Source organism: Paenibacillus arenilitoris (genome assembly GCF_014705655.1).
Classification (GTDB): Bacteria; Bacillota; Bacilli; order Paenibacillales; family Paenibacillaceae; genus Pristimantibacillus; species Pristimantibacillus arenilitoris.
Genome location: NZ_JACXIY010000057.1, coordinates 17,553 through 30,449 on the forward strand (window position 1 = coordinate 17,553; position 12,897 = coordinate 30,449).

At 61.9% G+C, this 12,897-nt stretch carries 8 protein-coding genes; 7 read left to right on the forward strand and 1 reads right to left on the reverse strand.

Going from position 1 to position 12,897, the window contains the following annotated elements:
- Positions 1–169 precede the first annotated feature (169 nt).
- From IDH41_RS32245 to IDH41_RS29670, 4 genes are all read left to right on the forward strand, one after another.
- A complete protein-coding gene (locus IDH41_RS32245; RefSeq protein ID WP_397328792.1) occupies positions 170–2,539 on the forward strand; it encodes a helix-turn-helix domain-containing protein in 2,370 nt (789 codons plus the stop codon).
- A 148-nt stretch (positions 2,540–2,687) separates the two neighbouring features.
- Positions 2,688–5,258 carry an exo-rhamnogalacturonan lyase family protein gene (locus IDH41_RS29660; RefSeq protein ID WP_190867706.1) on the forward strand — a complete coding sequence of 857 codons (2,571 nt, stop codon included), beginning with the start codon at positions 2,688–2,690 and terminating at the stop codon, positions 5,256–5,258.
- 14 nt (positions 5,259–5,272) lie between these two features.
- A complete protein-coding gene (locus IDH41_RS29665; protein WP_190867708.1) occupies positions 5,273–6,073 on the forward strand; it encodes a polysaccharide deacetylase family protein in 801 nt (266 codons plus the stop codon).
- A 27-nt stretch (positions 6,074–6,100) separates the two neighbouring features.
- Positions 6,101–7,363 (forward strand): hypothetical protein, encoded by a 1,263-nt coding sequence (locus tag IDH41_RS29670; protein WP_190867710.1) that lies wholly within the window; start codon positions 6,101–6,103, stop codon positions 7,361–7,363.
- A gap of 298 nt (positions 7,364–7,661) precedes the next feature.
- Here the strand turns inward: IDH41_RS29670 and IDH41_RS29675 are convergent, their stop codons facing one another.
- Positions 7,662–8,816 carry a GGDEF domain-containing protein gene (locus IDH41_RS29675; protein ID WP_190867712.1) on the reverse strand — a complete coding sequence of 385 codons (1,155 nt, stop codon included), beginning with the start codon at positions 8,814–8,816 and terminating at the stop codon, positions 7,662–7,664.
- 131 nt (positions 8,817–8,947) lie between these two features.
- On the opposite strand from IDH41_RS29675, the gene IDH41_RS29680 reads away from it, so the two are divergent.
- From IDH41_RS29680 to IDH41_RS29690, 3 genes are all read left to right on the forward strand, one after another.
- Positions 8,948–10,075 (forward strand): glycosyltransferase family 4 protein, encoded by a 1,128-nt coding sequence (locus IDH41_RS29680; RefSeq protein ID WP_190867713.1) that lies wholly within the window; start codon positions 8,948–8,950, stop codon positions 10,073–10,075.
- A 34-nt stretch (positions 10,076–10,109) separates the two neighbouring features.
- Positions 10,110–11,381 (forward strand): metallophosphoesterase family protein, encoded by a 1,272-nt coding sequence (locus tag IDH41_RS29685; RefSeq protein WP_190867715.1) that lies wholly within the window; start codon positions 10,110–10,112, stop codon positions 11,379–11,381.
- On the forward strand, positions 11,378–12,897 hold a 1,520-nt coding region (locus tag IDH41_RS29690; RefSeq protein WP_190867717.1), incomplete at its 3' end, for an AAA family ATPase. The genes IDH41_RS29685 and IDH41_RS29690, both read left to right, overlap by 4 nt.

Genomic DNA, 12,897 nt, shown 5'->3' on the forward strand with positions numbered 1-12,897 from the left:
GCTTGGCAGACCGGGCCCGTGCCTCATGCACGGGTCCGTTGCGTATTTCCATAGTTCCCCGGAAGCAGGCGCCTTCCCGCGAAAAAAGGTCTTGTTCAATTGCCCGATGGGAGCTATTCTTGGAAAAAGGATTGAATGCGTTTACATCTCGATTCCTATTGGAAAATCCATGAACGATTGGATGGGTGAGAATATGCTGAAGGGGATGAAGACAAGGTGGATCCGCAGGGAAGGCGGAAAATCGGAGCCGAAAGGAAGGTATTACCGCAAGAGCCTGATCATGCTCCTCATCGTGGCCAGCATTCCGGGCCTTATTACCGGAGCGCTCGTGTACGGCATGGCCGGCGGCCGGCTGAAGAGCGAGCTGCTGCAGCTGCACAACAGCCAAATCGAACAGCGGGCCCGCAATATCGATGCGCAGCTGACGAATTTGGAGCTTATGCTCTCCCACTGGGCGTTCGACACTCAATTCGATTACAGCCTCGAAGGCCGGAATTTCGTTCGCGATTTCGAGACGTCGCGCGATATTACGAAGACGCTGATCGTCATGCAGGGCTCGAACACGATGAACAAGCTGGTCGGTTTATACCTAGGCAGCGGCGAGCGGCCGGTGCTGTTCGATCCCGAATACGGCATCGTCGACGAGCAGCCGTTGAAGGACGTATACGACGGGCTGCTCCGCTCGGATAAAGTGACGTATTGGGCGGACGTCGCCTTCGATCCGGCGCGGCCGCAGGACAAGGAATTGACGCTCGTCCATCATATTCCCGGCGGGAGCCTTCGCCCGTTCGGCGCGCTGCTCATCCGGCTCGACAATGGGAAGGTCGCCGACATGCTGCGCACGATGACGCCGTACGACGGCGGGGAGACGTTTTTCGTGCAGGACAACGGCCCGCTCTACGCTTCCACCGGGGGCGGCGGCCCCGAATCGCCGTTCATCGCCTCGCTGAGGGAGAGCATCGCGGCGCGCGGCGCCAAGAACGGCTCGTTCTTCTTCGATTGGGAAGGCGCGACCTATACGGTGACGTACGGCAAATTTTCGCGCATCGCGGACAGCTGGACGTACGTCTCGGCCTCACCGATATCGAGCATTACCGCCCCCGTTGTCCTGATCTCGAAAATCATCTTCGCGGTCAGCCTAAGCGCGCTGCTGCTCGCGGCGCTTCTCGCCTGGCTGGCGTCCCGCAGCATCTACTCGCCCGTCAGGCGGCTCATGACGGTGCTGATGGCGGGCAAGGCGCTGCCTCACGGGCACGACGACGAATTTACGCTCATCGAGCGGCAGTGGCATCATTTGAACCGGGAAAGCACGGAGCTTCACGCCAAGCTGTCGGAGCAGCTCCCCCACGTGAAGGAAAGCTTCCTTCACCAGCTGCTGCACGGCCACCTGTACGCGTATTCGGAGGAGGATCTGCTGGAGCGGATGGAGCGGTACAAATGGAAGGTGAACCGGCACCGTTTCATCGTGCTCTACATGCAGCTGACGGGAATCGCGAGCCTGGAAGGGAAGTTCAAATACGGGGACGAAGGGCTCGTAACGTTCGCGGCCGTCAATATGATCGAGGAATTCGCCGCGCAGCGGTTCCGGCAGTCCAAGGCGTTGAACTTCCACAACCTGTCCGCGGGACTTCTGTTGATCGTTCCGGAGGACGGCTCGCAAGCGGAGGAGCTTCGCGCGTTCGCCGGCGAGCTGACGCATGCGGTCAACGTCATTTTGAACATGCGGCTGACGATCGCGGTCAGCGAGCCGGCCGGCACAATCGCGAGTCTGCCGATCGCCTTCGAGGAGGCGAGACAGGCGGCCAGCCAGCGGAATTTCGAGAACGAGAACCAGCTGATCGACTTGGCGCGGCGGCATGCGGACGGCGAAGGCGCCGAGGAGCCGCAATACCCGTTCACGCTGGAACGCGAGTTCATTCAGGCGCTCCGCACCGGCCAGGAATCGGACGCGTACGAGCTGCTTCGCTCCTTCCTCGACGCCTTGTCGTGCAAAGGGGCGAAGGCCGTCGACGTGCAGCAGGGGATGCTTCACCTGCTCGGCAGCGTGCAGCACGCGATCATGGCGACCGGCATTAAGCCGACCCGTCTGTTCAAATGCGCGAACATGTACGAGCAGCTGTCGCAAATCCGGGAGCCGGAGCTCATTCTGGCCTGGTTCCGGGATAAAATATGCGAGCCCTTCCTGACGGAGCTCGGCGGACGCTCGGACGCCCAAACGAAGAAGCTGATCGAGCAGGCGATGATCTATTTGCAGAACCAATATATGAACGACATTTCGCTCGATAATTGCGCGGATCACGTCGGGACGAATCCGTTCTTCCTCAGCAAGACGTTCAAGCAGGTCACGGGCAAAAACTTCATCGATTACTTAACCGCCCTGCGAATGGAGCGGGCGAAGGAGCTGCTGCGCGAATCCGCGCTCAAAATCAACGACGTGGCCGAGCAGGTCGGCTACCAGCACAGCTATTTCAACCGCATCTTCAAGAAGCTGGAGGGGATGACGCCGAGCCGTTACCGGGAGCTGAGCCAGGCCGAATGACCGACCGCAAAATAATGCAAAGCGGCGTAAGAAGTGCAAGCCTGCCGGCGGAACTCGATCAAAAATGTCCGATTGCGCGCAAGGCCGGGCTTTCGTACGATGAAGCGGAATGAAGCTTCGCGATTCGAACGAAGGGAAGGGATTCGCATTGAACACGCATAGAACCGTTAAGCTGCGCTGGCTGAATAATCCGTCCGCCTTGCCGGCCGGAATGACTTGGGGCATTCCGTGGAAGGAAGGAGAGCTGCTGCGGGACGAACCGCTCGCGCTGCGAGGCATCGGCAGCGGCGAGCGCGCGGCGATGCAAAGCTGGGCGGCAGCCTATTGGCCCGACGGCAGCGTGAAGTGGTCCGCCCACGCCGCGGCGCTGCCGGACGCCGAAGCCGAAGGCTACGAGGTGGTCAAGGGAGAGGGGGCGGAAGCGGCACACCGTTTGACGGTGAGGGAGACGGAGGAGCAGATCGAGCTGGATAACGGCAGGATGACCTTCCTTATCGGGAAGCGGGGCGACCGGGTCATCCGGAGCATCATGCTCGGCGAACGTGAAATTTGCAGCGGGGGCGATCTTGTCTCCATCAAGGCGTACGGCTGCGCGGCGCCCGGCGGGCGAACGGTCCGCGAGGAGGATTTTACGGGACATGTCCATAAGGCCGTCGTCGAGCAGAGCGGACCGGTGAGGGCGGTCGTCCGCCTGGAAGGGAAGCACCGTTCGAAGACTAGCGGGAAGGCATGGCTGCCGTTCACGGTTCGGCTCTACGTCTACGCGGGGATCGAAACCGTTCGGATCGTGCATACGTTCCACTACGACGGCAATCCGAACGAGGATTTCGTCAAGGCGCTCGGCATGGCCTTCGCGGTCCCGATGCGCGGCGAGCTGTACAACCGGCACGTGCGGCTGGCGGGGGACGCCGGTTATTTCCGCGAATCGCCGAAGACGCTGCATACCCGCAGGACGAAGGGCAAGTTCCGCGACCTGTACCGGATGCAGACGGAAGGGGAACGAGTCGCTTTCGACGAGAAGGAAGACGGTTATTTTCTCGGCCTGCTGGACGAATCGGCGGTCTGGAACGACTATAAGCTCGTCCAGCGCTCCGCCGATCACTACGGCATTTGGAAGCGGACGCAGGAAGGGTGCAGCTGGGTGAAGGCGGCGGAAGGCCGCAGAGCGGGCGGCCTTGCTTTCGTCGGCGGGGAAGGCGGCGGCTTGGCCGCCGGCATGCGATGCTTCTGGGAGAAGCATCCCGCGGGGCTCGAAGTGGCGGGCGCGTCGACGGACGAGGCCTGCCTTCGCGCCTGGTTCTGGTCGCCGGACGGCGATGCGATGGATATGCGGCATTACGACACGAGAACGCATGTGGAATCGTCGTACGAAGGGGCGGAGGAGCTGAGGGCTACGCCGTACGGCATCGCCAATACGAGCGAGCTGACGCTGTGGTGCGCTTCGGAAACGCCCGGCGCCGGCACGCTGGACGCGATGAGGGAGCAGCTCGCGTCGTCGCCCCTGCTCGTATGCGGACCGGAATATTACCACGAGACGCGGGCCTTCGGCCTGTGGAGCCTGCCGGATCGGAGCACGCCGGCGAAGGCGGCATTGGAAGACCGGCTGGACGGCGTCGTCGCCTTCTACCGGTCGGAGGTCGAGCAGCGGAAGTGGTACGGGTATTGGGATTTCGGCGATTTCATGCACAGCTACGACCCCGTCAGGCATGTGTGGAACTATGATCTGGGCGGCTGCGCGTGGCAAAATACGGAGCTGGTGCCGAACATGTGGCTGTGGGTCATGTTCCTCCGCTCCGGAAGAGAGGACGCGTTCCGGCTGGCCGAGGCGATGACCCGGCATACGAGCGAGGTGGACGCCTACCATTTCGGCGAATACGCGGGGCTCGGCTCCCGGCACAACGTCGTCCACTGGGGCTGCGGCTGCAAGGAGGCGCGCATCGCGATGGCGGGGCTGCATCGCTACTACTATTATTTGACGGCCGACGAGCGGATCGGCGATGTGATGGACGGCGTGAAGGATGCCGACTATTCGACCGTCAATCTGGATCCGATGCGGGCGTATTTTCCGAAGGACGAGCATCCGACCCATATTCGCGTCGGACCGGACTGGGCGGCCTTCAGCTCCAATTGGATGACGAGATGGGAACGGTTCGAGGATACGTTCTACCGCGACAAGATCGTCACGGGCATCGATTGCGTCAAGCGGGCCAATTACGGCCTGATTTCGGGGCCGACTTACGGCTACGACCCGAAGACCGGGGTGCTTTCTCCGCTCGGCGACGACAATTGGGGAAGGCATCTTGCGATTTGCATGGGCGCTCCGCAGGTATGGTTCGAGCTTGCGGCGATGCTGAAGGATCCGGAGTGGGAGGCGATGATGGCCGAGTTCGGCGTGTATTACAACTTGCCTCAGGAGGAAAAGGATCTCGTGACGGGCGGGGCCGTCAGGCACGAGCGTTTCGAGCATCCGGTGCTCAGCGTCGCGATGGCGGCGTTCGGGGCGTTCTGCAAGCAGGACGAGAGGACGGCGAAGCTGGCTTGGGCTATTTTGCTGGATAATCCGTATTATCGGACGGATCTGCGGCAAGCTGCCGCGCAGGTCGTCTACGTCGACGAGCTGCTGGAGATCGATTGGATCAATACGAACGAAGCGGCGCAGTGGTCGCTGAACGCGATCATTAGCCTGGAGCTGATCCCTGAGTGGCTGCCGGAGAGCTAGAAGGAGGAATGGGGATGACGAAAATTTTGTTATGCTTCCCGGGGGGGAGGCATAAAGCGCTGACGCTGAGCTACGACGACGGCACGGCGGCCGACAGAAGGCTGGTTGCACTGCTGAACCGATACGGGCTTAAAGGGACCTTCCATTTGAACAGCGGATTGTTCGGCACGGGAAACCGGCTCACGGAGGATGAAGCGGCTTCGCTGTATGAAGGGCACGAAATATCCGCGCATACGCTGACGCATCCGACGATTGCGCGCTGCCCGAGGGAGCAGATCGTGACCGAAATCATGGAGGACCGGAAGGGGCTTGAGCGAATAGCGGGCTATACCGTCCGCGGAATGTCTTATCCGAACGGCTCGTACAACGAAGAAATCAAGCGGATGCTCCCGGCGCTTGGCATCGAATACGCCCGCGTCGTGCAGTCGACGGGCGGGTACGGCATGCCGGACGACTGGCATGAATGGCGGCCGACCTGCCATCATAACGACCGGCTGCTGGAGCGGACGGAGACGTTTCTTGCGCTCCATAAAGCGCAATATTTATATTTGATGTATGTATGGGGTCACAGCTACGAATTCGACCATGACGGCAACTGGGACATGATGGAGCGTTTCTGCGCGCTTGCGGCCGGTCATGATTCGGTATGGTACGCGACGAACGTTCAAATCGCGGATTACGTGTCGGCGTTCGGCCGGCTGAAGTTTTCGGCGGCGCTGGACTTCGTCTTCAACGGCTCGGCCGATAGCGTCTGGCTGAGCGTCGACGGGAATGTCGTCGAAGCGAAGGGCGGCAGCCAAACGAAGCTGATATGAGGCGGTTGCCGAGGAGGGAAACAGGCGATGAAAGAAACGATAGATGCGCTGGGGCTGGCCGAAATCGATATTCGCGCGGCCGGTCCGAACTGCCGAATGCTGCTGGGCGACTTGAACGGCGACGGGCGAATGGAAATGCTGCTCGTTCAGCCGGACAACCGGCAGGACGTCCGCTACATTCCGCACCAGGTACAGTGCCTTACCGCGTTCGATCTGGACGGGAAGCAGCTGTGGCAGCACGGAAAGCCGGATCCGAACGCGGGAAAGCAGGGCTCGGACTATCCGGCCCAAATCTACGATCTGGACGGCGACGGCCGGCTTGAGGCGCTTTGCGTCATGGAGGACCGGTTCGTTGTCCTGGACGGGAGCAGCGGCGAGCCGAAGTCGAGCTGCCCGCTGCCGGGTCCCGATGCGCACGACTGCATTGTCATTGCGAACCTGTCCGGCGGCGAGCGGGCGTCCGACATTATATTGAAGGATCGCTATCGCAAGCTGTGGGCGATGGACAAAGACTTCCGGCCGCTATGGACGCACGAGGGCAATCTCGGTCATTACCCGTGGCCGATCGATCTTGACGGCGACGGGAAGGACGAGGTGATGGCCGGCTACGACCTGCTCGGACCGGACGGACGCGTCCGGTGGAGCTGCGGCGGCCTGGACGATCACGCCGACTGCATCTGGGTCGGGGACGTGAACGGCGACGGCGAGCCCGAGCTCGTGATTGGCGGCAGCGCGACGGTCATGTACGACCGGAGGGGCAACGAGCTGTGGCGGTACGAAGGCTCCGTCGAGTCGCAGCATATCGCGCTCGGCCGCTTCCGGGACGATCTGCCGGGCCTCCAAGTCGCGGGGCTCGACCGGCTGGCCCGGGAGGACGACGGACTCGGCAGGAAGGGCAAGGACGCGATGTTCCTGCTCGATGCGGAAGGCCGGGAGCTGTGGAAGGAAGACCGGGATACGGACGGCTGGTTAACCATTATCGAAACGTTGAGCGATTGGGAGACGGGCGCCCCCGACTATATCCTCGCTTACCGGCGCGGCGGCGGCGTCTATCCGACGCTGTACGACGGCTGGATGCGCCCCGTCGTCCGCTTTCCGTCGGACGGGTATGCCGTTCATGCGGATCTTGCGGGCACGGGATGCGAGCAGGTCATCATTTACAACAACGAAATTGCCGCGATCTATGCAAGCCGGCAGCTTGACCTGACGCCCCGGCGCACGGGCGGCGGACCGCTGCCGCAGCCGAAGCGGCTGTACAGCTCGACGCTTTATCCGGGCGGGGAGATTTGAGGCGGGCGCAGTGAACCAGGGCACCTGCGGCGGAACGGCGATTCGGTGCGAGGCAACCGTTTTGCGAGGGGAAGGGTTATTCATAAGGCGATCACTAGCCTTATGAATAACCCTTCCTTTAATTATGCGAAAACGATGGAATCGATCGCTTCTATAATCGATTGCGTTGTGCGGCTTGTTGACTCTCGCCGGTTCCGAAAGCGAGCACGCGATCGTGTAGCGTATAATTGTCCTTCTTGCTAAGCCGATGCCGGACTCGCGGAACCGATCTCAGCGAGCCAGGCTGACGATAAGCGCCTTATTTTCTCCTCGCTATCGCCTTGAACGGCGTCACTTTGTTCTTCCCCGTCGTCTTCGAATGGTACATCGCCTCGTCGGCCTGCTTGATCATATCCGGGACGAGCTTGCTCTCCTTCGTCGTGCTGAAGCCGACGCTGACGGTTACGATCGTCTCCTTCTCGATGCGGCTGCGGATCGCTTCCGCGACCGCGTCCGGCTTCACCTTGTCGATGCCGATGCACGCCAGAAGCTCCTCCCCGCCGTACCGGCCCGCTGCGCCGATCCCGCTCGCTTCTTCCTTCATAATTTCCGCGACCTGCTTCAGCACTCCGTCCGCCTTATGATGGCCGTGCGTATCGTTCAGCTTCTTGAAATTGTCGATGTCGCAGAAGATGATCGCCATTCCCTTTTGCCTGCCCAGCAGCTGCTCGGCCTTCGATTGAAAATGCCGCCTGTTGTACAGCCCGGTCAATCCGTCCGTTATCGAGGATTGATACGTCTGCAGAAGCCGTTCGATGACCCATTCGAACAACAGGAGGAAGAGCAGCATGTAATAGATTACGGGAAGCAGCAGGCCGAGCAGGCCGGGCCAAGCCAATTGCCCGCGGAATACGTAGGCGTCGGCGAGCCTCGCGAGTTCGGCGGCGAAGAAGACGACCAGGCTCGCGTAATATTTGGCGTTCAGGTCCGCGCCTCGCGTGCCGAGCAAAATCATGAAGAGGACGATCAGCCCGTAAAAGTCGAGCGCTGGAAACCGAATAGCGCCGCCGCCGGCCGCGTCCGCCCAATCCGGGATCAACGCAAATTGAATGCCTGCGACAGCGATTACCGTCATAATCATAATAATAAAAGGCATTGCCTTAAGCCCCGCCGAACGCCCGGTATATAATTTCATGAACACAAAGTTTATAATGATAAAGGAGACGATTTGCAGGATGGCAACGGACAAATAAATCCATGGCGACGACAGCCGGCCCGGATCGGAAAGAAGCAGCAGCCCTTCCTTGGCCACGGTCAGCGATATGGCCGCGATCAGCAGCCGGTAGATTTGTTTGTTGCGGTAGCTGACGTAGAGCCTGACCGACATGAAGAGCATCAGAATCAGGATGACGATAGCCGCCGATGAGGATAAGGCTTGGACGTTAATCCCTTCGAGCCAGTTCGAGAAAGTCATGAAATCATCACCGTTATCTTGTATTGGGATAAGGAAGGCTGACAGCTTTACAGAAACATATGTTCTAATATATCATGTTTTACGTTGAAGGAATAGTTTTGGCTTACGTTTTTATGGAAAGGATGGGACGCATGCACATTTTACAAGCGTTGTTTTTCCCGCCGGAGCAGCCGGGGGGCGTATCTTCGATGGTCCCGTACATTCAGGAACGTTTTTTGAAAATCGGCTGGCAAATGGAGCTTTTGTCGCTGCCGAAGCGCGTCAGAGGCAAAGGACAGGAAGACGTCGTGTTCGACACGTTCGACCATACGGTCTATAACGGCAATAGCACCGTTGACAAATATATTCAAACCTATCGGGATTACGTTTGGTGGACGAAGCTGCGCGTGAATAAAAAATACGACATTATCCATGCGCACCATCCGATCGCGGCCCTCGTCATGAAGCAGCTGTTCCCGGACACGCCGCTTGCGGTCACGATCCATTCCAGCTACGAGCGGGAGCTTATTTTGAACGGAAAAATAGTAGAAGGCGGTCCCGAGCACCGGTTCCTGCTGAGCTTGTACGGCGAGCTGGAGGCGAAGGCCGACCAGCTGCTCACCGTGTCGGAATCGTTCCGCAGCTACATCGCCCCTCATATTAAGCGCCCGGAGAACATTAAGGTCATCCCGAACGGCTTCGACGAGAAGCGGTTCAAGCCGATCGCGCACGAGAACGCGGTGACCCAGCTCATCACGGTATGCAGGCTCGTGCCCGCCAAGGGGCTCGACGTCCTGCTGCACGCCTGCGCCGATTTGAAGAAGAACGGGCATCCGTTCGTACTCCACATTATCGGGGACGGACCGATCCGCGAGGAATTGGAGACGCTCGCGGTGGAGCTGGACTTGTACGACGACATTATTTTTTACGGCTATATGCTGCATCCGGAAGAGTTCATGCCGTTCTTCGACGTGTTCGTGCTGCCTTCCCGCGCGGAGGCGTTCGGATCGGTGTTCGCGGAAGCGGCCCTATGCTGGCTGGCGCTTGTCGGCACGGACGTCGGCGGCATCGCAGAGCAAATCGACGACGGCGTGAACGGGCTGCTCGTGCCGCCCGAGGATCCGGCCGCGCTCGCCGAGGCGCTGGAGAAGGTCGTCACGGATCCGACGTACCGGTACAACCTGGCAAGAGCGGGCTGGGACAAAGCGAAGAAGGTGTATTCGCTCTCGCGGGTCATCTCGCAGCTGAAGAAGGTATACGTGCAGATGAAGCCGGAATGACGGCTTATTCTAATGAGGCAAGCGGAGGTATGGCATGTCGGTATCTTTTCGATTCATTCATGCTGCGGATTTGCATTTGGACAGTCCGTTCCGGGGGCTGGCGAAGGCTCCCGGGCAGGTGAGGGAGCGGCTGGCCGATTCGACGTTCGACGCGCTGCGCCGGTTAACGGACGCGGCCGTCACGGAGAAGGTCGATTTCGTCGTCCTGTCCGGCGATCTGTTCGATGCCGCGGACCTTTCCCTCAGGGCGCAGCTATTGCTCGTCCGGGAGTGGGAGAAGCTGGAGGCGCACGGCATTTCGGTATTCGCGATTCACGGCAATCACGATCCGCTGGACGGCGCCCGGGCGGACCTTAAGCTGCCGGGCAACGTTCACGTATTCGGCGCCGAAGGGATGGATTATCGGCCGGCTTACCGCAGAAGCGGAGAGCTGGCCGCTTTCGTGTACGGAAGGTCGTACGGCACGAAGGTCGTGACGGATAACATGGCGGCAGGCTACCGGCCGCAGCCGGAAGGGCCGTTCCATATCGCGATGCTCCACGGAAACGTGGACGGGGACGGCACGCATGACCCATACGCGCCGTGCTCGCTCGCCGATCTGACGGGCAACGGGTTCGACTATTGGGCGCTCGGCCATATCCACGGCCGCCGCGTGCTTCATGAATACCCGCATGTCGTCTACGCCGGCAACGCGCAAGGAAGAAACCCGCGGGAAATCGGGGCAAAAGGATGCTACCTCGTCGACGTGTCGGCGTCCCGCTCCGTTACGCTTACATTCGTGCCGCTCGACTCCGTGCGCTGGATCGAGCAAACGCATCCGATCGGCGAGGCCGAATCGGAGCAGGAGCTGCTTCGGCAGCTGTCCGCCGAAGCGGACCGGCTGGCCGCGGAGGCGGACGGCCGGTCGGTCATGATCCGGTTCCGCTTGACGGGGCGGGGCGCGCTTCACCGGCAGCTGGCCGAACCCGCGGTCCGGCTGGCGCTGCTCGAGCAGCTGCAGACGGAGCCGCCCGAACGCGAGCCGTGGGCGTTCGTCCATGAGCTGGTCGCCGACACGGAACCGGCCATACCGTGGGAGGCTTTGGCCGCGGAGGACAGCTTCGCGGGCGAGCTGTATCGGCTAAGCGGCAGACTGATGGATAACGAGGCGCTCTGGAGCGAATTCGCCAAGGAGGCCGTCGCTCCGCTTGCCGGCCATGCCGGGCTTGGCCGCTTGCTCCGCGAGGAGCTAGAAGAGCGGCCGGCGCGCTGGCTTGCGCAGGCGCGCGAGCTGACGCTCGGCTTGATCGGGAGGGATGAGGAATGAGGCTGACTAACGCCGGCGTGGACGGATTCGGGCAGCTGCACGAGAGGCAAATTCCGCTCGAAGCTTCGCTGGTCGTCCTGTACGGCCCGAACGAAGCGGGAAAAAGCACGATGTTCGGCTTTATCCGCTCCATGCTGTACGGCTTCGCGAGGCGCGGACAAGCCGCCGAGCGGCAGGAGCCGGTCAACGGCGGCAAGCATGGGGGAAGGCTGTTTTTTGCCGACGAAGCCGGGGACGAATACGTGCTTGAGCGCTATTCGTCAGAAGCCGCGGGCCGTCTGCGGCTCCGCGCGCTCGGAAGCGAAGCCGGGGATGGAGAGGGCGGCGCGCCGGACGAAGGCTTTACGCTGGCGCAGGCGGAATGGGAGCGCCGGTTTCTGGGGGGCGTCGGCGAGCGGCTGTACCGCCAGCTGTTCGCGATTACGCTCGCGGAGCTTCAGGAAATCGGCGCCCTGTCCGGCGACGAGCTCAGCCGGTATTTGTACCAGGCCGGCTGGGACGGCGGCAAGTCGATCATCGCCGCGGAGAAGAGGCTGTCGGCGGAGATGGACGCATTGTTCAAGCCGCGCGGAACGAATCAGGCGATCAACCGGCAGCTGAAGACGCTGGATGCGGCCGAAGCCGCGCTCCGGAAGAGAGCGGACGCAATAGGCGCCTATAACGGGCTGAAGCAAGACGCGGAGCGGATCGACGAGGCGCTGCGGCAAGCGGAGGCGAAGCTTCCGCCTGCGGAGGACAGGCTGCGGCTGCTGCATAAAGCGGTCGCCGCCAGGCCGCTATGGATACGCAAAGGGCAGCTGCTGCTCGAGCGCGAGGCGGTTGCTTACGCCTCCCGCCTTCCCGCCGAGGCGGACGGCGCCTGGACGGAGCTCGGACGCCACAGGGAGGCGGCCCGCGAGGAAGCGGAGCGCAGCCGGCAGAAGGCGCTGCTGCTGGAGCTGCAGCTCGGCGCGCTTTCCTACGACGAGCAGCTGATCCGGCTGGCCGACGAGACGGAAGCGCTGCTGCGGACGGCCGAATCGGTCCGCATGCTGAAGCTCGACGCGATCGGGCTGGACGCGGAGCTGCGCGAGCATGACGAGGCGATCGGGCGGCTGCTTGGCAGCATCGCGCCGGAATGGACCGAGCGCCAGCTGCGCGAGCTGCAGGTGACGGTGGCCGATCGGGACTTCGTCCGAAGCGCCGCGCAGCGGGAAGCGGAGGCGGCGCGGACGGAGGAGCGATTCGCCGCGGAGCTGGCGTCGATCCGCCAGCAGGAGCGGGAGGCGGCTGCGGCGCTGGCCGATGCGGAAGCGGCGATCGCCCGCGAGTCCGCGCTTCGCGAGCAGGCGGGAGCGGCGGCGGGCGGGTTCGAGCTCGTGCCGCGCACGCCGGAATCGCTGAAGGCGGCGTGGCACGCGCTCGATGCCGCGCTCCGCGAGTGGGAGCTGGAGCGCGTTCGCGAGGCCGCGGCCGCAGGCGGGCAAGCCGGCGGCGGAGCGGCAGATGCGGGCCGGAGCGGAGCCGGCCCGCTGTG

Coding starts and splice junctions, on each gene's coding strand:
- IDH41_RS29680 (WP_190867713.1), top strand. CDS start 8,948: ATGCACATTTTACAAGCGTTGTTTTTCCCGCCGGAGCAGCCGGGGGGC.
- IDH41_RS32245 (WP_397328792.1), top strand. CDS start 170: ATGAACGATTGGATGGGTGAGAATATGCTGAAGGGGATGAAGACAAGG.
- IDH41_RS29665 (WP_190867708.1), top strand. CDS start 5,273: ATGACGAAAATTTTGTTATGCTTCCCGGGGGGGAGGCATAAAGCGCTG.
- IDH41_RS29675 (WP_190867712.1), bottom strand. CDS start 8,816: ATGACTTTCTCGAACTGGCTCGAAGGGATTAACGTCCAAGCCTTATCC.
- IDH41_RS29670 (WP_190867710.1), top strand. CDS start 6,101: ATGAAAGAAACGATAGATGCGCTGGGGCTGGCCGAAATCGATATTCGC.
- IDH41_RS29685 (WP_190867715.1), top strand. CDS start 10,110: ATGTCGGTATCTTTTCGATTCATTCATGCTGCGGATTTGCATTTGGAC.